Origin of the sequence: Aquimarina rhabdastrellae (assembly GCA_947387485.1) — a bacterium.
Taxonomy (GTDB): domain Bacteria; phylum Bacteroidota; class Bacteroidia; order Flavobacteriales; family Flavobacteriaceae; genus Aquimarina.
Window position 1 is genome coordinate 14,922 of sequence record CANDNT010000012.1, and the last position, 19,419, is coordinate 34,340.

The window sequence follows — 19,419 nt, forward strand, 5'->3', positions numbered from 1 at the left end:
ACATAATAATAGATAAGTTTTAGAATTTCATTTTCAATCTATCCCTTGAATTTGTAAAACAATCATTTTGGTATCTTCAATTTCAAAAATTAAATCAATACCTATTAATCGATATAAAGCATCACTTTTGGTTATTTTTAATTCGTAAATGGCATTAGCTTTTTTTACAAATTCTTTTTCGATTAAATGGATAAAAAAGGATATAGTTTCTTTAATACGAGAATTTAAATTTGATATGAGGTCATTACTAGAAGTTGTATCTGGATTTTGTGACTCCCTATCGAAATACAATTGTGATTGTAATTTTTCTTTCCAATTGGTACATTTATTTATTTCGAGTTCCCAATCATTAGGGTATACCCCAAAGAGTTCATAAGCATTACTTTGAATGGCATACGCGATATCGCCAGCAGAAAAGTTATATGCAAATAATTTATAATTCATAAAAATACCATTGGTAGAATTCAGTATTTCTAAAGCATTGAGATATCCATTAAGATAAGTCAATTTTGTTTGTAGGATTTGATCGTAGAGTTCTTCGTTTAACATCATTATAAATTTAGATGGATTAATGTGATTTAATTATTTTTTAGATAAAGCTATATAATTATCGCCATTCCAAATAAGAGTATCATTAAATTGCAAAACCAAATCATGAAAACCATTTGTTTTTGAAGATAAAACACCTATTCTTTTTGTCATTACATCAAAATCAATTTCTATATCGTCATTTCCAAATGTTATAGTACAGTCGGTCATTTTTCCCCATCTGGACCATAGATTACAACTAATAGAATCTAATTGATGATCTCCATTAAGATCGTAAACTAAAGAAGCAATGTCATTTTCACTTTCAAACATATCGGATCTTATCTCTTTAATAGCTGTTACTTTTTTCGCTACAAATTGTTCTTTAAGAATTAAAGAATCTTTAGAAACGATAAAGGTTTCATTTTTATAAAAAGGAGGTTCTGTGTTTATTCCTTCATTATCTGTTTCTACGATAAATTCATAATGTTTTTTGTCTTCGACTATATCAATACCGTCCCAATCCCAACCTTCTAAATTCAATAACGAAAAACCTTCTTCAGAGTAGGTGTAAATACGATAACTATTTCCACAACAATTACCACCACAACCATTACTGATTTCCAAAAGAACATCATTGTATCCATTTTGATCAAAGTCTGCTATTTTTTTTATGGAAAAACATTGTTTTGATTCTTTGGGAATTAATACAGTATCTTTTTCCTGTATTTTAACATGAAGTTCATGATGTAAATGGTGAACAACTTCTTCGCTATCCTCTAGAACATATTCGGGGAGGTTAGCATTAGGTTTTAAAACATTAAGATAATAATCAAAAACATAACCTGTTTCTTTAGTGTTTTTAATTTTGACTTTAACCCATTGTCCGTTTAGTTTTTTATTATTTTCGATTATAGATAATGGGATATCAGTTCTTTCTAAAGTTACAACTTCGGTACCTTGCGGAATAGTTGTTATTTTTTGAGCAGCTACCTTGGGATGTTCTCTAAGATTAAGCCCATTAGTTGCAGAAACAAATAAGCTTTTTTCATTAGTACAACTGGACAGGATTAACGTGATGATTATAAAGTAAGAGTATTTTTTTATCATATAAAAAGTTTTGATTGATCTAGCCTTAATAAGGGATTTATGATAGCTATTGACTAGTTTACGTTAGCTGATGTGATAAAAATGCTAAATTTTAATCACAATTAAAAAAACAGTAAGAAAAAATTAATAAGGAGAAGTAATTAAAACTATCCTTGATTATTTTAATTACTTGTTATATTGCGTTTAATAAATACATGAACTTCTTATTATTTGTGTAATGGATAAAGAAACAGTAATAGTCAAAGAAAAGCTTGTGGGGAAGTTTATCTCTAGGTTTAGCTTAGGAGATACTTGGGAATTGTTTATTGATGATTTTTGTCTTTCTGCTCATACAATCGAATTTAAAGAAGAAACTATGATTACAAAGTTAATTCAAGAACATTACGAAGCTTTTAATTATAGTATAGATAAAGAAGATATTTCTAAGGCTACATTAATGGCTTCAAATCTTAGAAAAATGATAAGTGCTATTAGTTTAGACGAGGATAAAAATCTAATTATTGATTTTGAAAAAGGATCAGCATTAAAAATAGCAACTAATACCACTATTGTTGATTGGCAGTGGTATATTAGTAAATCAGGAAAAGATCCATATATAGATTATGATATAGCTTGTTTTTGGGCAGGTGAATTAAAAATTAAGGAGTAACAATCAATAACGAATGTAATGTATCGAAAATCATTGCCTAAATGTGTAAAAAAAGGTTCATATGAGCCTGTATTATATGGACATCTGTGTTTTACAGGAGCAGTACCACATAAATGTTCTACTTGTATACATTTGTTTGAAGGAGAATGTACACGAGCTTTAGATAAATTAGATCATTTATTAAGACTTGATTATGAGTCTTGTCATATTGCTGGCTCGACTGAGCCTATTGCAATTGAAGTTATAAATGAGGATTCAGTTTTTGTACCTAAAAAATGTGTAAACTGTGAACATATTACTAAATCTGATATTTACGGATATTTTTGTAGTTATGAAAAAGATATATGGAAGGATTTTCCTAGAGATTTAGATTGGGGAGATTGGAAACCTGATTATCCATTGATAAGCATAAGAAGGTATCAAAAAAGGAAGACATCATTATTTGATTCAGGATTAGCTGTAATCAATAGAGAATTGATTTTATTATTACAAAATAAAGAGAAAATCAAAGCAATGAAGCTCTACAGAAGTCTAAATAAAATAGATACAATAAAAGAAACTATGGATGATATAAATGAAATGATGGAGAAATTGAATAATAATTAAAAACTTTTAAAAAGATTAAAAGTTACGATATTACTACTAACTCACCTTTTTCATTGGCGAGATGTGTACCCCAATCGTTAGTAACTTTAATAATAGTAATAAGATCATATGGTACATTAAAGGAATCTTTTTTCCTTGTGATATTTAACATAAAATTAGGTAATGTAAAACTTAATTTACGAACTAAGAAAACGCTATTAAATAGATCAATAAAATGCTTTGAAATAGTTTAAAAAAAATCTAATTAATGTATATTACCGGTCTATCAAAAGATGATGATTATGCAAGACAATAAAACAACTAACTATATAAAAAATGTATTAGCTAATATGCCATCTGATTGGCTAAGGCTAACTACACATAGACTTGATATTTATAACGAAGGATTAGCAAAAACTGAGTTTTTAGAGCAGTTAGAGCTATTATACAATGAGAATATTTTTGATCTTACCAGTTTGAGTAATTTACCGACAGCGTATGATTATATAAGATTAGGACATCCACTATCAAGTGTATTAGAATGGGGAATTGCTAAACTTCATAATTTAAATCCCAAGAGTGTTATTAGTTTTTCGTCTAAAACAGTACCTGTATTGGCGGTTCTGCGAAAGAATTTATTCGAAAATAAAAAGACACGTATCGTTCACATGGGATCTTTACCAGTTGCTTTTGATGCTGAGGTGATTAAAAAAGTATATGGATACGATTTTGAGATTGAACAAATAGATGCTGTAGAAAATATCTCCTCATTTGATGGAAGTACTATATGGATTACAGAACAAGATGATGTAGGTAATTTTGAAATACCATCTACAGTAGACTTTCTTATTGCGATTTATCCTGATTTTGGAAGTATTTTGTTGGCAAATGGAACAGCAAATGAAAGCTATGTTTCAGAAATTCAGCATGTGCGTAGGAGAGAAACCATAGCTATGACTCCGGCAAATTGTTTGGTAGTATTACAAACTTTGGTAGGAGATACTGTTGAGCATACAATAAGTGATCGACAAGCTAATAAAGCGAGTGTTATTGCTTCAATCAAAGAAATTACAAATGCAGATACAAAGGCTGTTGTAGGTTCTAGTGGACTTTCTATACAATATGCTATTATGATGGGGTTAGTACATAATGCACAAGAACATCATCCAGAGAAACCTATTCGATTTATTGTTCCACCTAACTGTTACGGAGGAACAAATGATCAGGCTAGGAGAGTTGCTGCATGTAATCCTAATATTGAAGTAATGGATTTACCAGTAGATGGAGGTCAAGATATGGTTAAGAGTGTCGATATTGTTTTAGATACTATTGCAAAAGAAGATGCAGTACCTTATATCATAGCCGAGATACCAACAAATCCAAGAGTTGAAGTTCCAGATCTAGATAAACTAAGAGAAGTCTTAAGTAGAGAACGAAAAACTAATGATGGAACAACAGCTATAGATCCTGTATTTATTTTGGATCAAACATTCTGCCCTAATGTGCATTTCTTAGGAGAGAACGATATATTATCTTCTGTACGCACTATCTCCTATGCTAGTGGATCTAAATTTCCAAGTGGAGGTTTGTGTACAGCGGGATATAGTATAGCAAACAAAAAAGCTGAAGCTTTGATGGATAATATAGAGTTTCACCTTGCGCTTTGTGATAATGAAGCAACTGCGTTACAATACGAAATTTTGGCAAAGCAGTTACCATCAATGAATCAAAGAATTAAAGATGCGTATGCTTATACACGTGAGTTTGTAACATTTGTAAGTAAGACGTTACCAGATGCAAAAATCAATTTTGTTTCAGAAGAGTTAGCTGCACAAGGATTTACTCCCTCAGTATTTTCATTAGACCTACCAACCAAAGGAGCTACAGAAGAAGAAAAAGAGACTTACAAAAGAGCATTGAATCTAAAATTAATCAATCTTATGATTAATGAAATTCCTAATGAGAGTAAGTTTTGTGTTAGCTATGGACAATTAAAAGGATGTTATTGGACCATCCCAGCTACATCGACACAAGGAACTACCAAAGAAGGAGATAAAGATTATATAGTTCGTGTAGCACTATCAGGTAGTATGGATTTAGAATTACATAAAAAGGTGTTTACAGATTTTGTTAACAGTCTGTAGTTTCAATAAAAAAAGAATAGTTGTATTAATACGACTATTCTTTTTTAAAACATAAATTTATCTTAAAAACATAAGATATTAGTTGTACATACAACTTTATGTTTTACCTTTGCAACAATAAAAGTTAATGGAAGATTCAAAAACTACATATCAAGAATGTTGTCTTTATTTTACATCTAATTCATTGTCACGATTCATCAATACAATGGCTGAAGATGCATTTAAAATAACAGGTTTATCACCATCATATGCTCACTTAATGATTTTATTACTAGAAGAACCTGGTTTGAGTCAGAATGAAATATGTAATAGAATGAATGTTAAAGCATCAACTATGACACGTTTTATAGATAAATTGCTTTATATGAACTATGTAGAAAGAAGGCAAGAAGGGAGAAAGGTTTATATATATGCAACAGAACAAGGAGAAAAACTTAGAGTAAAAATAGATGAAGCCATGACTATTTTGTTTGAAAATTATTGTAAAATCTTAGGGAGAGATTTTGCTGTAAAATTAACAGCAGATATTCATCAAGCAAATGAAATACTAAAAAAGAAAGGATAAAACTCTTTTAAAGGAGTTTAATTTTTTTTGAATAAAATAAATTGTATGTACAACTAAATAATAATGTAATGAAAACTTTAATCTTAGTTTCTCACCCTAATATTGAAAGGTCAATAGCTAATAAAACCATAATCAAACAGGCAGAAGAGAGAATAGAAACAATTGAAATCAGGCATTTAGAAAAATTATATCCTGATTTTAAAATAGATGTAGAAGCAGAACAAAAAGCTTTAGCAGCAGCAGATATTATCATATTACAACATCCATTTTATTGGTATAGTGTTCCCGCTATGTTAAAACAATGGTTTGATACCGTTTGGACTTGGGGTTTTGCATATGGTCAAGGAGGAGATAAACTAAAGGATAAACATTTAATTCAATCTATAACTGTAGGAGGACCGAAAGAAGCTTATACACCGCTTGGCTATAATCATTTTGAGATAGAAGAATTTTTGAGACCTGTACAACAATCAGTTTATTTGGCACAGTTAAAATATCATAAACCGATTTATTCGTTTCGTAATTTTTATGCAGAAAATATATGGAACTCCGTAACCGAAGTGCAGCATAATGCTAAAAAGCATGCTACAAGACTAATCTCTGTTATAGAGAATATTTCGAAAAGTAATACAGAAAAAGTAGAGAAGTTTATATATGAATGGTTTAAACATTTCGATATTTTAGACGAGAATGGATACTTTACACAATACTTAGATACTAATGTTTTGATGAAATTTCCAGAAAAAGGTGAATTTAATGGTCATGATGGTTTTCATAAATGGTATAACGAAACCAAAGCAGATTTTATAGGAAATACAACACATGATATTAATGGTCTAAATATAAAAGAAGTTGAAAAAGATACATTTCAAATTACAATGAACATCCAATTAGGAGCAACAACAATTGCTGAAGAAAAACTAAAACTTGATGCTAGAGAAAGTTGGATGTTAGTTTGGGATACCACCAGTGACAGACCAATTATTAAAGAATACTTTGTTAATACTAAATAATAGAAAGGAACATTATTTCATCAATATCTCTCATAGTCCTAATTAATTAGGGCTATTTTTTTTAATACAATTTGTAACCAATTATATAGAATTTACCTCTTAGAAAAATAAGAAATCAATTTATAAATATGAGGTTAATTAAAAAGATAATAATTGTAATTGGATTAATGTTGTTATGTATGAAAGCAAAGTCTAATGATATCACTGGCTTTTGTACCAATGAAATAGTTGATATTAAAGAAGTTGATCTTGTTATATCAAGAGCTAATATTAAAATAGGAGGAAGTTTAATGATTCCTACTCATAAAAAAACTAAAGCATTAGTAATTATGAGCTCGGGGAGTGGACCTCAAGACAGAGATGAAACGCTTGATGGATTTAAAGTTTTTAAAGAGTTAGTACAAGAGCTGGCATCTCAAGGAATAGCTTCGTTTAGATATGATGATAGAGGAATAGGAGAAAGTACTGGAGATTTTGTAAATAGTACACTTCAAGATCATTCGAACGATTTACGAAGCATCATCAGTTTTTTTAAAGAACATAAAAAATATCCTTTTAATGAGTTTATTTTATTAGGACATAGTCAAGGTGGAATTGTAACTGCAAATGTAGCTGTTGATAATAAAGATGTTAAACAACTTATACTGATGGGCGCTCCGGCAGTACCACTGATCGAAGTAGTTTTATATCAAGTTAGACAGGAGTATGAACAGAAAGAAATTGATAAGTCATATGTAGAAGACTTGGTCTCTGCACATAATAGATTAATGAGCGCGATTAAGAAGAATAAGAATATAGACAATGCACTTAAAATATTTAGGAGAAGTACTATAGCTATATTAACTAAGCTTGAAAAAGATAATGATGTTGAAATGTCTAAAATAACAAAAGTAGCAGATGATATCGCCAAAGAACATAGAATAATCTATGATTTACCATCACTAACATCTTTTTTATATCATGATCCATCAAGTGATTACGAAAAACTAAAAATACCTGTTTTAGGATTATTTGGAGGTAAGGACCTACAAGTGACTATTGCTCAAAACAAAGATCGTATGGAAAATGCGCTTTTAAAATCAGGTACTATATATGACTTTCTAACCTTTAATGAAGCTAATCATTATTTTCAAAAAGCTGTAACAGGACAAAAAGAAGAATACGGAACATTAGTTCCCAAATTTGTAGATAATTTTTCAAGAGCAATTTCTGCTTGGATTCTTAAGTAGAAATTAGTTTTTTAAATCACTTGAGATTAGTTATTGTTTTAGAATGAATTAATAATTTGAGAATAATTGTATGTTCTGCTAGACGAGATTAAATATTTTTATTTAGTATCTTGTAAATTCGGATTAATTTTTGATTGCGTTTAGTAGTAATGAAATTGCAAGAACACTTACAGTATATAGAGATAAATAAAGTATCCAATTTATTTAACAGTAAAATTGTTTTATCTAAGTTTAATCAATTTTCAAATAAAAAAAATGATTCTCCTTTATCTATTAAAATGGTATTAGAAGGAGAAGAATGTTATCAATTAAACAAGCAATATTATAGATTAAAAAAGAATAACTATATCATTGTAAATCAAGGAGAAAATTTTGAGGTGACTATAGATTCAAAACAAACTACAAATGGGTTGTGTATTTATCCTCCAATTGCGATAATTAATGATGTTTTTTCATCGTGTTTTTTAAATAGATATACTAATGTATTGGATAATGTTACTGATATTGAAAATTTATTTTTTACGACACATCGATATAATATAAATTATACTTCTTTTGGAAAATATATAAAAAGCCATCTATATCAAATTCTTAATGCTTATAAAAATGATGTTGATTTTCATGAATTCTATTGTGGTTTGGCAGAAAGTATGATTGGAGATCAAATAGAAGTAGAAAAAAAATTAATAGAACTTCAAGTATCAAAACGACAAACCAGAGAAGAATTGTTTAGACGCTTAAGTATTGTAAGAGAGTATATTCATGAAAATCAAGATGAGATATTCAGTTTAGAAAAATTAAGTCAGTTATCAAATCTATCTAAATATCATTTTACAAGAAGCTTTAAACAACTTTACAAAAAGAGTCCTTATCAATATGTATTAACCTTAAAGTTAATGAAAGCTCAACAGTTAAAAGAGAAAGGGTATTCTTTTAAAGAGATATCTGATAGTATTGGTTTTTCTGATGTTAAAAACCTTAAAAAGAAACTCAGAAATTTCTAATTAGCAATTTTTACCCCTTTATGAATATCAAATCTAGATACATTTGTTTTTAAACATTAGGAGCTATTTATCAAATAACTCTTTAAAATAAAAACGAATGATCTCTAGAATTCTATGTATAAGCTTTCTACTCTGTATTCAGAATGTAATAATCGCTCAGAAAAAGACATATGAAACTGAAGAAATACTAAATGTAAGTTATTATAATAATTCGACTAAAGATTCTATATATACAAAACTTAATATTGTTTTACCTAAAGGAATAGAAAATCCGCCTGTTCTTATGTGGCTTGGAGGTGGAGCATGGGCTTATGTAGATAGGCATAAACAAATGGATTTAAGTAGAAATCTTGCAAAGCAAGGAATAGCGGTTATATCTGTTGGACATAGATTAAGCCCAGCCTTATTAGAAGGAAGACCTAAAAGAGATAGTGGTGTTAAGCATCCAGAGCATATTAAAGATGTAGCAAAAGCATTTGCTTGGATTTATAAAAACGAAAAGAAATATAATTACGATACAAATAATATTTTTGTTGGAGGTTATTCTTGTGGAGCACACCTAAGTGCTTTGTTGGCTGCTGATAAAAAGTATGTAGAGGCTTTAGGTTTAAAAACAAACTTGATTAAAGGAATTATCCCAATAGCAGGAGCTTATAACATCCCTTTATATAAAAAGCTATTAGAAGAGGTAAATCCAAATTATATTACCAATCATATTAATCCAGTTTTTGGAAAATCGAATAGTGAACATATAGAAGCTTCACCATTAACTTATGTAGAGCATTTGACTATGCCAATTTTATTAATTAATGAAGGTCAAACATATATTTACAATGGCGATTTTGAAGAAAGAATCATTCAAAATGGTAATAAAAACTTTGAAGTAATCAATTTATATGATCAAACTCATCTAAGTTTATGGACAGAACTTTCTGAAAACCCGAATAGTATTAATAGGGATTTAATTACAGCATTTATAACTAAGCATGCGTCTAAATCATTAACACAATGGAACACTTTTGTAGGTAGATTTGTAGAAAGCTACAAAAGTTTTAATATTCCTATTTTAAAGGCTTCTTATATTGAAAATATTGAAGCAGTACAGCGTACAGAAGAACTTGATAAGCAAGAAAACTTCTTTAGAGGTATACAAAAAGAATTACCAAAATATGCTACAGTAAATTTATCTTCAAATGATTGGTTAGATTATCAATTAATAAATTATGAAACTGAATTAAATCTAGAGCGAATAGAAATAGAAAAACAATGGAGTAAATTAAAGCCAGATTCTATTTCTAAATTAGGGATCTATCATGTTCCATTAGCAAAAAAATGGTACCCATACTTCCTAAAGAAATGGATTGATATTGAAGTAAGCCCAGATGAGCTCTTCAATTTTGGATTAAAGGAAGTTGATCGTGTTACATCAAAAATTGAAGATATTCAAAAGAAGCTAGAAATGGATAATCTTACCTTCGAAAAACATATTTCTCAAGAATCTTTCTTTTATTCAAACGAAAGAGAAGTTCAAAAGGCTTTCGAAAAAAAACAAGAAATAGTAGATCAAAAAACAAAAGAACTTTTTCCATATTTAGAAGAAATAGATAAAGTAACCATATCCAAAGGAGAAAATCCAGCAATGGCTAAAGTACCAGCCTTTTATAATCCATTTAGTAAAGTCTTTTATTACAATTATTTTGATAAACCATATAATAAAAGACAAATAGGATGGACGTATATTCATGAAGGGATCCCTGGACATCATTATCAAATGAGTTTAGAGAAGATTTTGTCAAGATCAGAAGTTCAGAAATTATTTGAATATTTTGGTTATATAGAAGGTTATGCTGCTTATGTAGAAGAAATAGGATATGATTTAGAAGCGTATCAAACTATTTATGATGAGCTAGGTAAATGGGAATGGGACTTGATACGATCGGTGAGAGTACCTTTAGATATCGGAATTAATTATTATGGATGGGATGATACCAAAGCTTTAAAATTTTGGAAGCAACATATTCACGGAAAAGATGATATTGCGCTAAGAGAAATAAACCGAATAAAACAATGGCCTGCTCAAGTGATTACTTATAAATATGGAGCAGATAAATTATTACAGTTAAAACAATTAGCTGTAGAGGAAAAAGATTTTTCAATGAAAAAATTTCATACAAAAATACTTGAAAATGGAGTATTGCCGATATCTATTTTGAAGAAAATGTTCCATAAAAAACTAGCTGAAAAATGAAAAACATATTGATTCTAGGTGGGACAAATTTCATTGGACGTAACCTTATCCAGAAGCTTAAAAATTTAGGTGAATACAAAATAACTTTGTTTAATAGAGGGAAAACCAATGCTACGATTAATGATTCTTTTAATTTTATTAAAGGAGATCGACAAACAGCAGATATTGAAAAATTAGCAAATCAACATTGGGATTATATAATAGATTTGTCTTGTTATTATCCAGATTCGATTAGAAATATATTAAAGACAATAAACACTGATGTTGTTAAGTATATATTGATTTCAACTTGTTCGGTCTATGATTTGTCTATAGATCAATTTGATGGATATACAGAAGAAAGTCCGGTGCATAAATGTACTAAGGAAGAAAGAATTGATAATAGTATAGCTACTTACGGAAAACGAAAAGTAGCATGTGAAGAAGAGTTAAGAGAATCTGGAATATCTCATTTGATTTTAAGACCAGCATTGGTTTATGGAGCCTATGATCATACAGACAGATTTTATTATTGGCTTTATCAAGTATATCAAGAAAGAGAAATATTAGTACCTAATCAAAAAAATAGTTTAGTATCATTAACTTATGTAGATGATTTAGTAGCTATGATATGTAACGCTATTGATCATAATATAAAAGGAACTTATAATGTGGTTACAGAACCTAGTAGTTCAATTGCATCTATAATTGAATATGCAAGTGATATCTTAAAAAAGAAAAATAGGATAACCGAGGTATCCAATCATTTTTTACATGAGAAAAAAATTAAAGAATGGATAGATATTCCATTATGGCTAGATTCTGATAAAATGATTTTTAAAGCAAATAAACTAAAAAATACAGGTATATATATGCCTTCTGATTTTATAAATACTATAGCACATACTATTAAATATTATGATGCTAAAAATTGGTATATACCTACTTATGGTATTAGTGAATCATTAAAACAAAAACTTCTAAAAGAAAGTATTTCATGACAGTAAAAAAACATTATGACGAGCATTTGTCAAATTTCTATTCATGGATGATAGGAGATTTTGAGAAGAAACAAAAAGAGTTTCAAAGCTTTCTCAAAAAAAATAAAATACATCCATACCATACCAAAACTGCGATAGATTTAGGTGCAGGTCATGGTATTCAAAGTATATCTTTATCCAAAATAGGATTTAATGTTATAGCAATTGATTTTAATAAAAAACTTCTTGAAGAGCTAGAATTAAATTCAAGAAACGCTGCAATCAAAATAGTCAATGATGATATACGTAATGTTTCTACTTACAACAAAGAACATCCAGAACTTATTCTTTGCTGTGGAGATACGTTAACACACTTAGAGAGCAAAGAAGAAATACAAATGTTTATAAAGAATTGTATTACATCTCTGATACATAAGGGTAAAATGATACTGTCATTTAGAGATTATACGACTGAACTTATAGATCAAAAAAATTGTATTCCTGTAAAAAGTGATGAAAATCGAATTTTAACATGTATTCTTGATTATGAGCCAGAAAAAGTTAAAGTGACAGATTTACTGCATGAAAAAATAAACGACGAATGGAAACAAAAAGTAAGTTCTTATTATAAAGTTAGAGTCTCACCTTTTGAAATTGAAAAAATAATGAAGGATAACGGAATGAATATCATTTTTCATGAATCAATTCATCAAATGCATACCATAATAGCAGAAAAAGAATAAGTAAATATTTATGGTTTATCTAGTAGAGAATATAAATTAATGTTTGTATCTAATAATTTATATTTTCTATATAAATCATCTTGTTTATTCTAGATAATAAACTAAAACAGTCAATATTTTGTAACAGTACTTTTGTATTAAAATTGAATCTATAATTTTGTTAAAAAAATTAAGAGATGCACAATTTTATTCGTTTAGTGCTATTTCTTTTTTGTTGTAATTTAATAACAGCACAATCCAAAGATGATAAATCTTTGTTAGGTAGACTTAGTAGTTTTAGTAATGATGTTACACAAGAAGAAATTAGTTCAAAGCTTAAGAATTTACATACGATACCCAAAGACGAATTGGCTGATTTTTATATAGCTTTGGCTAACTACCAACAAGTAATCTTTAGAGATTATAAAAAAGCCAACGAAAATTATCATTTAGCATTAGCGCAATCTATAATAACAGAATACAACAAAGCAGACGCCTTAAACGGTATAGCAACTGTTTATAGTTATTATTTCCATAATGATTTGGCTATAAAAAATTATAAAAAAGCATTAGCAATAATCAAGAAAAATTATTCAGACTCTATAATAGATATAAATAGTATTTACAGTAATATTGGTCATGTATTTTCGAAAGAAAATCATGTAGATAGCGCTACATATTATTATAGAAAGGCAATTGATTTTGGAAAACTAAAAAATAAACCCGCATTAGGAGCATATTTTAATTTAGGTAATATTATAAAAAATCAAGATTCTGCATATTCTTATACTAAGCAAGCTTTGGCATCAACTATAGCGCTTAACAAAGAGTATTTATTGACTTTTTGTTATTTAAATCTAGGTAGTATAGAGGTTAATCGACATAATTTAAAAGAAGCTGATAGTCTGTTAATGCTTTCAAAAAATAACGCTATTAAGTTTAAACAAATTCCGTATATCAATGAAATAGAGATTCAAAGAGCCAGGAGTTTAATAGCTAATAATAAAATAACTGAAGGTATAGCTTTATTGAATTCTGTTAAGGATTATTTTGTAAAAGAGAATAATTACAAGCAACTTGAAATTATATATCTTAATTTAGAAAAAGCTTTTTTAAAGAATGGAAATTTCGAGGAAGCACACAAGGCCTTAAAAAAGTATTATCAAAATTTAGATAATAAAGAAAAAAGTAAGAAGCTTAAATATACAGAAGGTTTTGAGTTCTATAAGGAATGGAAACAACAATTAGATATCAAAAATAGAGAAAGGGCTAAAGACAAATTATTCTATGTAATAATCATTATAAGTTTGATTATATTAATAAGTTTTGTTGTAGTATTCTTTTTTAAATATCGAAAAGAGCAGAAAGCACAAAATGATATTATAACACATAAAAATGTAACACTTCATTCTAAAGTTGATACATTAAAAGATAAGCAACTTTTAAATCATCAGCAACTATTATTTAAAAACATATTGGTAGACGAAAAACAAAATTTTTTGAAACAATTATTAGAAGATCTTAAAGAAATTTCAAAAGATAGTAATGCTAATACAAGAAAGAAAATCCTTAGTCTACATCAAAAAATACAAATGAATATTAAAGATGATGTAAGTAAAGAATTTGAATATTATTTTGAAAAAGTTCATCCTACTTTTTATAAAACCATTAATGAGAAAGGTTTTACTTTAAGTAAAAATGAAATGCGATTAGCAGCCTTAATTAAGCTCAATTTTAATACTAAAGAGATATCAGATATAACAAAACAAACTACCAATACCATATATGTAGCCAAAAGTAGATTAAAAAATAAACTAGATTTAAGTAAAGAAGATTCACTTTATGATTTTTTTCAACGTATTTAAAAACAGTATGATATGTGGTTGTGTAATGATAATGTAAGTACGTTTTAATACATATACAGTTTTTGTAAGGTAGTGTTATTTATACAAGCATCGTTCAAGTTATAGTTTTACATTAAAAAAGAAAATATGCTAAAAAGATGTTTAATAATAACAAGTGTTTGTGGCTTGTTATTTAGTGCTTGTAGTAGTGATGATATTATAGTAAATGGAGCTACCGATGGTATTATTAATACAGATAATACAAACAATGAGGATTTTGAAGAGCTAAATCTTTCCGTAGGTTTAAATCAAAGTAATTTACCAACGCGTAAAGGTTTTGAAATGATTGAATTTGATGGTAAATATTGGTTTTTTGGAGGAGAAGAGCCATCTATTACTAGAAACAGTACTTATTACAATGATATATGGAACAGTACAGATGGAATAAACTGGAATAAAGTAGTAGATAATGCTGCATGGCAAGAACGCTCTAATTTTAATTTACTAGAATTTGATAATAAACTCTGGATTGTAGGGGGGGAGAACGAAAATAATGGTGCTGATGTTCTTAATGATGTATGGAATAGTACAGACGGAGTTACATGGAATCAAGTAACTCAGCACGGTCCTTGGGAGACTAGATATGCTATGTCTGTAAATGTGCATGACAATAAGCTTTATTTAATTGGTGGGCATACTTTAACCACTTGGCATTTATATCAAGATATTTGGGAATCATCAAATGGTGTAGATTGGGTGAAAGTTGGTAGCATAACAGATGAATTACTTGGTACTGAGCAAACAAGACAAGGAATAAATGAACACCATATTATTAAATTTAAAGATGAATACTTTCTATTTGCAGGACAGCTAGCTACGATATTCACTCCTTTAACTCGTGTTTTAAAAAGCCGTGATATGATTAATTGGGAAGTAGTTACAGAAAATACACCTTGGGCTGCATGGAAAGAGTTTGGATATAATCATTTTAGTAATTTACGCCCATTTGTTTATAAAGGAAACCTGATTATGGTTGTTGAAAGAGGAATCGAAATTTCGGGTAATTCTCCTAATCCTTTAGACAATATCATACCAGGAGCTCAGTTTGTTTTTAATTCTACAGATGGTGGCGTAACATGGGAAGAAGCTTTTGAATTAGAAAAAATACCATCAGCTACTGGCACGGGTAATCCTTTAGCTGTAGATAGTTATATGACTAACCCAAGATCACTATTAATTAATGGTGAAGTATTCCTTTATGGCTCATTAACTAGTGGTTTCTTACCTACAATGAGATATTTTAAGCTAACAAATAATTAATAACTATACCCCCATAGAACTAAACTTTCGATTTAGTAAACAGCCTGTTTTATAATTATCCCCTTATAATTTAACAGGTGTTGTGTATGACTTTCCCTAGTTTTTAACTAGGGGTAGTTGACACAATTTTAGGTAGAATTATGTATTTAATATATAAGTTTAATACTTATCTGATTTATTATAAAATGTATGATTCAATATGATTGCTATTTAATAGTATAACAGTATTTATTTGTCAAGCATTTTCATAAATTCATCTACATATCTTTCTTCATGATCATAAATTCCCATTATATGTTTACTATTGATATCCCAAAACGTAGTATTTTTTTTATTTGAAGCTTTAAATATTTTTTTTCCTAATTCATAAGGTACTTGCTTATCTGTTTTACTATGTAGAATTACAGTAGGAATAGTCAAATCTTTGATTTCATCTTCTGCAGGAAAATCATTATTCATAAGTATAGGGACTATCCATTTAAAATTTTCTAGATTAAGTACTTGAGCATAAACTTTTCCAATATCAGGGAAAGAACTAAAAGTTCCTTCTAATAGTAATCCTTTAATTTTTTCTTGCCGTTCTTTAGCAGTCATAGTAGCAAAAGCTCCACCTAGCGATTGCCCCCAAATAATAATTGGTTTATCAGTAATATTTTTAAGTTGACTCACTTTATCAAAAATAAATAAAGCATCATTCTTTAACGTCAAAGAACTGTCTGCTTGACCATTAGATTTTCCAAAGTTTCTTCGTTCAAAGCAAAAAACTTGAAATCCTTTTTTTAAAAGCGGTTTATAGGAGTTTTGAATAGAAGACATTAAATGCATTCCTTTTCCTGAATAATGAAAAATTGTACCTATTGTGGGAATAGAGTCAGGCTTAAAAAGAACAGCATGTAATTTTACATCTTTATCTACTTCAAAGTAAAATTCGTCATGGTTTAAATCAGAAGTAAACTCTGCATAATCTGTTCCATTCATTTGATAAATCATCTTATCAGAAAACCTTGAAAAACGAAGATATAAGATGGATAGGATTAAGAATGATAAAACTGTAATGAAAAACCATTTTAAAATTTTTAAAAATTTACTCATAAGTTACTTTTAGGTAAAATACCCGTTTAGTTAGTTTATAAATTTTGACGTGACAAAGACTAAAAAAACCTTTTAATACGTGGATTCTAAATGTTAATATGTTTTAAAAGTACAATATTTATGGATAAACAGTATGTTGTTTTTTAGTTTATTATAATATTTTATCCATAGGTAATGATAATTCCTTTACTATTTAAATTAGCATCATAAAATGCTTTATATAATTCAAAAAACTCTGAAACGACATGCTCTTTATGTCTAATACGTTCGTTCCAATAACCTTCAATATTGCTTATTCTTTCTACTATATTGGGTGTGTCAATTGAATTTTCAATGTTGCCTATGGAAATATTCTTTAATTCATTCCAAATCAGTTTTACTTCTTTCGAATAAAAAAAACGTATACGAGGATTCATAGCACTATCTTCAATCAATCTTTGATCATTTTTAAATTCACTTAATATGTTATTTTCAGAAGTATCTAAAATCTTCAAAAGATTGTACATTGGACTCCAACATTTTGTTGATGCTTCATATATAAAGACAACGTCTTCAAATTTATATTTTTTATCAAATGAACTTGAATCACGTTCATCTGCAAAACGTTCAAAATCAAATTCTTGTTTACGATAACTATTGATTATTTCATCTTTAATCACATAATTTATTGCTTCAACTCCCATTTGTATAGATTTAATCGTTTTTTTGTAAGCAATAATTTTTTGGATACTCATTTTCTATAAGTTCCAATATCTTTTTAACATTGGTTATTGCTGTTTGATAGTAGCTTATTTTATAGATTCTAAACCACAATATTTCAGACATTAAAAACTTAAATTCTTCATCTTTTTTCGATTTATCTTCATCCAAAGGAATATATCCTATTATTTGTTTTATACCGTTTCCAAAATCTCTAGAATAGGTGATTTTTAAAGAGTCTCCCAAATACAAATCATATTTAATATTTGGATTTCGGTTTATTTTAAAGTTCTTTTTAAAATAAGGCGTTAAGTAATTATTTATGTCTGGATGTAGGTTATTTCCTTTTTGTTTTATTATTCACAGCTTTTTTCAATATACCATCAAGCCATTTTTCATACCAATCTAAGAATAAACCTTCTTCAGCTATGTGTGGTTTATATTCCATTTCATTATACAAATAGATTACTTTTCCTCTATCTTTTCCATTAATAATTAATCCTTGATATTGAGAGCAGCCTCGGTGACCAATAATCATAATGCCTGATAACATTTCACCATATTTTAGTTCAAATTCATCATCTGTAATATTATCATCTAATGATTCATAATTTTCGTACCATTCGTCATCAGTAATTTTAGAAGAAAAGTAAGGTTCTTCTTTTAATTTTATTGAAGAATAATCATTAATGTAATTTATTCCAATTCCTAATTCAAATATACCATAACCAGGACCTGCTCCTGATTTAGAATTAATATAATTGGGATGTTCAATTCCGCCATTACCGATTTTAGTGATAAAAGATCTATAACCAGATGGGAGTATGATGTTATATGTATTCTCAAATTTAAGTAACTGTTCTGTTGTTACTGGTTTATTGAGTTGATACTTATGAGAACGAGCTCCAAATTCATTAAAATCAGGATCTGATATTTTTACTTTATCCAGCTTTAATTTAATTCGTTTTATTTGATTTAAATCACTCAAGTAGTCATTTTTATATTGTGGTAATTTAGGTATAAAAATAATATTAACATATTAAAAATCTAATTGAAGAAAATCAATTTATTTTAATTAAACAAAGGAGTATGATTATCCAACAAGACAACTCGTTATTTATATGCCATCAGTTTTTGAACTTCTCTTGTATTTTCTTCACCCGTTAATTTTTCTAAAATAAAATAAGCGATATCCAATGAAGATGTTGGTCCTTTACAACTAATGATATTTTTATCGTATTCTATGTTTGCAGCTGTGTAAATTGCTTTTCCTTTTTGTAGTCTTCCTATATTATCATGATATCTACTCAATCCATAAGTAGTAGCTTTAACGCCTTCAAGTAAACCAGAATCAGAAATAGGTAAAATTCCTACACACATAGTAACTATAAGTCTTTGGTTATCATGAATAATTTTAGCGATATCATGAATTTCTTTTGAATACGCCTCATCAAACCCTGCATCATGAAATCCTCCAGGAAGAATAAATGCATCATAATCATTAAAATCTGGACGTACTTTATTTAAATTATATGTAGGAGAAAATTCAACTCCAAATTTTCCACGGACTTTATCATGAAAAGCGACTGTTTCAAGAGTTATTGAGGTTAGATTACTTCTTAATTTGGTCCACCCAAAAACATCTATCATTGTTACTGCTTCTAAATCTTCGACACCTTGGCTCAGAAACATTACGACTTTCTTCATT

General features: G+C 28.4%; 19 protein-coding genes. 12 read left to right on the top strand and 7 right to left on the bottom strand.

Going from position 1 to position 19,419, the window contains the following annotated elements; all coding sequences use genetic code 11:
• Positions 1-33: 33 nt before the first annotated feature.
• Together ACYEKI_RS15820 and ACYEKI_RS15825 are read right to left on the bottom strand one after the other, a co-directional pair.
• A complete protein-coding gene (locus ACYEKI_RS15820) occupies positions 34-549 on the bottom strand; it encodes a hypothetical protein (RefSeq protein WP_459212173.1) in 516 nt (171 codons plus the stop codon).
• A 33-nt stretch (positions 550-582) separates the two neighbouring features.
• A complete protein-coding gene (locus ACYEKI_RS15825; protein ID WP_459212174.1) occupies positions 583-1,638 on the bottom strand; it encodes an SH3 domain-containing protein in 1,056 nt (351 codons plus the stop codon).
• A 217-nt stretch (positions 1,639-1,855) separates the two neighbouring features.
• Here ACYEKI_RS15825 and ACYEKI_RS15830 point away from each other — a divergent pair, with 217 nt between their 5' ends.
• From ACYEKI_RS15830 to ACYEKI_RS15885, 12 genes are all read left to right on the top strand, one after another.
• The gene (locus tag ACYEKI_RS15830) at positions 1,856-2,287 is read left to right on the top strand and encodes a hypothetical protein (protein WP_459212175.1); all 432 of its coding nucleotides are present in this window, start codon (positions 1,856-1,858) and stop codon (positions 2,285-2,287) included.
• Positions 2,288-2,305: 18 nt separating this feature from the next.
• The gene (locus ACYEKI_RS15835; RefSeq protein ID WP_459212176.1) at positions 2,306-2,893 is read left to right on the top strand and encodes a hypothetical protein; all 588 of its coding nucleotides are present in this window, start codon (positions 2,306-2,308) and stop codon (positions 2,891-2,893) included.
• 281 nt (positions 2,894-3,174) lie between these two features.
• Entirely contained in the window at positions 3,175-5,016 is a 1,842-nt protein-coding gene (locus ACYEKI_RS15840; protein WP_459212177.1) for a cystathionine beta-synthase, read from the top strand.
• Positions 5,017-5,143: 127 nt separating this feature from the next.
• Positions 5,144-5,581, top strand: coding sequence for a MarR family winged helix-turn-helix transcriptional regulator (locus ACYEKI_RS15845; protein ID WP_459212178.1), 438 nt, complete (start codon positions 5,144-5,146; stop codon positions 5,579-5,581).
• A gap of 68 nt (positions 5,582-5,649) precedes the next feature.
• Entirely contained in the window at positions 5,650-6,594 is a 945-nt protein-coding gene (locus tag ACYEKI_RS15850) for an NAD(P)H-dependent oxidoreductase (protein WP_459212179.1), read from the top strand.
• 179 nt (positions 6,595-6,773) lie between these two features.
• Positions 6,774-7,823, top strand: a complete 1,050-nt coding sequence (locus ACYEKI_RS15855; protein WP_459212180.1) for an alpha/beta hydrolase family protein — start codon at positions 6,774-6,776, stop codon at positions 7,821-7,823.
• A 149-nt stretch (positions 7,824-7,972) separates the two neighbouring features.
• Positions 7,973-8,827, top strand: coding sequence for a helix-turn-helix domain-containing protein (locus ACYEKI_RS15860; RefSeq protein ID WP_459212181.1), 855 nt, complete (start codon positions 7,973-7,975; stop codon positions 8,825-8,827).
• A 97-nt stretch (positions 8,828-8,924) separates the two neighbouring features.
• Entirely contained in the window at positions 8,925-11,075 is a 2,151-nt protein-coding gene (locus ACYEKI_RS15865) for a DUF885 family protein (RefSeq protein ID WP_459212182.1), read from the top strand.
• Complete coding sequence (locus ACYEKI_RS15870) at positions 11,072-12,055, top strand: NAD-dependent epimerase/dehydratase family protein (protein WP_459212183.1); 984 nt, start codon at positions 11,072-11,074, stop codon at positions 12,053-12,055. The genes ACYEKI_RS15865 and ACYEKI_RS15870 overlap by 4 nt, the downstream gene beginning before the upstream one ends.
• Entirely contained in the window at positions 12,052-12,777 is a 726-nt protein-coding gene (locus ACYEKI_RS15875) for a class I SAM-dependent methyltransferase (RefSeq protein ID WP_459212184.1), read from the top strand. The genes ACYEKI_RS15870 and ACYEKI_RS15875 overlap by 4 nt, the downstream gene beginning before the upstream one ends.
• Positions 12,778-12,953: 176 nt before the next feature.
• Entirely contained in the window at positions 12,954-14,621 is a 1,668-nt protein-coding gene (locus ACYEKI_RS15880; protein WP_459212185.1) for a tetratricopeptide repeat protein, read from the top strand.
• Between the two features lie 126 nt (positions 14,622-14,747).
• Positions 14,748-15,920 (top strand): Kelch repeat-containing protein, encoded by a 1,173-nt coding sequence (locus ACYEKI_RS15885; RefSeq protein WP_459212186.1) that lies wholly within the window; start codon positions 14,748-14,750, stop codon positions 15,918-15,920.
• A gap of 228 nt (positions 15,921-16,148) precedes the next feature.
• Here the strand turns inward: ACYEKI_RS15885 and ACYEKI_RS15890 are convergent, their stop codons facing one another.
• From ACYEKI_RS15890 to ACYEKI_RS15910, 5 genes are all read right to left on the bottom strand, one after another.
• Positions 16,149-17,012 carry an alpha/beta hydrolase gene (locus tag ACYEKI_RS15890; RefSeq protein WP_459212187.1) on the bottom strand — a complete coding sequence of 288 codons (864 nt, stop codon included), beginning with the start codon at positions 17,010-17,012 and terminating at the stop codon, positions 16,149-16,151.
• A gap of 161 nt (positions 17,013-17,173) precedes the next feature.
• On the bottom strand, positions 17,174-17,746 hold the full coding sequence (locus ACYEKI_RS15895; protein ID WP_459212188.1) for a hypothetical protein: 573 nt from the start codon (positions 17,744-17,746) through the stop codon (positions 17,174-17,176).
• Complete coding sequence (locus ACYEKI_RS15900; RefSeq protein ID WP_459212189.1) at positions 17,706-17,957, bottom strand: hypothetical protein; 252 nt, start codon at positions 17,955-17,957, stop codon at positions 17,706-17,708. Before ACYEKI_RS15900 ends, ACYEKI_RS15895 begins: the two co-directional genes overlap by 41 nt.
• A gap of 91 nt (positions 17,958-18,048) precedes the next feature.
• Positions 18,049-18,699, bottom strand: coding sequence for an SMI1/KNR4 family protein (locus tag ACYEKI_RS15905; protein ID WP_459212190.1), 651 nt, complete (start codon positions 18,697-18,699; stop codon positions 18,049-18,051).
• A gap of 125 nt (positions 18,700-18,824) precedes the next feature.
• Positions 18,825-19,418 carry a DJ-1/PfpI family protein gene (locus tag ACYEKI_RS15910; RefSeq protein WP_459212191.1) on the bottom strand — a complete coding sequence of 198 codons (594 nt, stop codon included), beginning with the start codon at positions 19,416-19,418 and terminating at the stop codon, positions 18,825-18,827.
• Position 19,419 lies beyond the last annotated feature (1 nt).

What these genes read in the sequence shown, in the direction of transcription:
- ACYEKI_RS15850 (WP_459212179.1), top strand. Translation starts at nt 5,650, where the DNA reads ATGAAAACTTTAATCTTAGTTTCTCACCCTAATATTGAAAGGTCAATA.
- ACYEKI_RS15865 (WP_459212182.1), top strand. Translation starts at nt 8,925, where the DNA reads ATGATCTCTAGAATTCTATGTATAAGCTTTCTACTCTGTATTCAGAAT.
- ACYEKI_RS15895 (WP_459212188.1), bottom strand. Translation starts at nt 17,746, where the DNA reads ATGAGTATCCAAAAAATTATTGCTTACAAAAAAACGATTAAATCTATA.
- ACYEKI_RS15875 (WP_459212184.1), top strand. Translation starts at nt 12,052, where the DNA reads ATGACAGTAAAAAAACATTATGACGAGCATTTGTCAAATTTCTATTCA.
- ACYEKI_RS15870 (WP_459212183.1), top strand. Translation starts at nt 11,072, where the DNA reads ATGAAAAACATATTGATTCTAGGTGGGACAAATTTCATTGGACGTAAC.
- ACYEKI_RS15845 (WP_459212178.1), top strand. Translation starts at nt 5,144, where the DNA reads ATGGAAGATTCAAAAACTACATATCAAGAATGTTGTCTTTATTTTACA.
- ACYEKI_RS15880 (WP_459212185.1), top strand. Translation starts at nt 12,954, where the DNA reads ATGCACAATTTTATTCGTTTAGTGCTATTTCTTTTTTGTTGTAATTTA.
- ACYEKI_RS15910 (WP_459212191.1), bottom strand. Translation starts at nt 19,418, where the DNA reads ATGAAGAAAGTCGTAATGTTTCTGAGCCAAGGTGTCGAAGATTTAGAA.
- ACYEKI_RS15820 (WP_459212173.1), bottom strand. Translation starts at nt 549, where the DNA reads ATGTTAAACGAAGAACTCTACGATCAAATCCTACAAACAAAATTGACT.
- ACYEKI_RS15835 (WP_459212176.1), top strand. Translation starts at nt 2,306, where the DNA reads ATGTATCGAAAATCATTGCCTAAATGTGTAAAAAAAGGTTCATATGAG.
- ACYEKI_RS15860 (WP_459212181.1), top strand. Translation starts at nt 7,973, where the DNA reads ATGAAATTGCAAGAACACTTACAGTATATAGAGATAAATAAAGTATCC.
- ACYEKI_RS15825 (WP_459212174.1), bottom strand. Translation starts at nt 1,638, where the DNA reads ATGATAAAAAAATACTCTTACTTTATAATCATCACGTTAATCCTGTCC.
- ACYEKI_RS15890 (WP_459212187.1), bottom strand. Translation starts at nt 17,012, where the DNA reads ATGAGTAAATTTTTAAAAATTTTAAAATGGTTTTTCATTACAGTTTTA.
- ACYEKI_RS15840 (WP_459212177.1), top strand. Translation starts at nt 3,175, where the DNA reads ATGCAAGACAATAAAACAACTAACTATATAAAAAATGTATTAGCTAAT.
- ACYEKI_RS15885 (WP_459212186.1), top strand. Translation starts at nt 14,748, where the DNA reads ATGCTAAAAAGATGTTTAATAATAACAAGTGTTTGTGGCTTGTTATTT.
- ACYEKI_RS15830 (WP_459212175.1), top strand. Translation starts at nt 1,856, where the DNA reads ATGGATAAAGAAACAGTAATAGTCAAAGAAAAGCTTGTGGGGAAGTTT.
- ACYEKI_RS15855 (WP_459212180.1), top strand. Translation starts at nt 6,774, where the DNA reads ATGAAAGCAAAGTCTAATGATATCACTGGCTTTTGTACCAATGAAATA.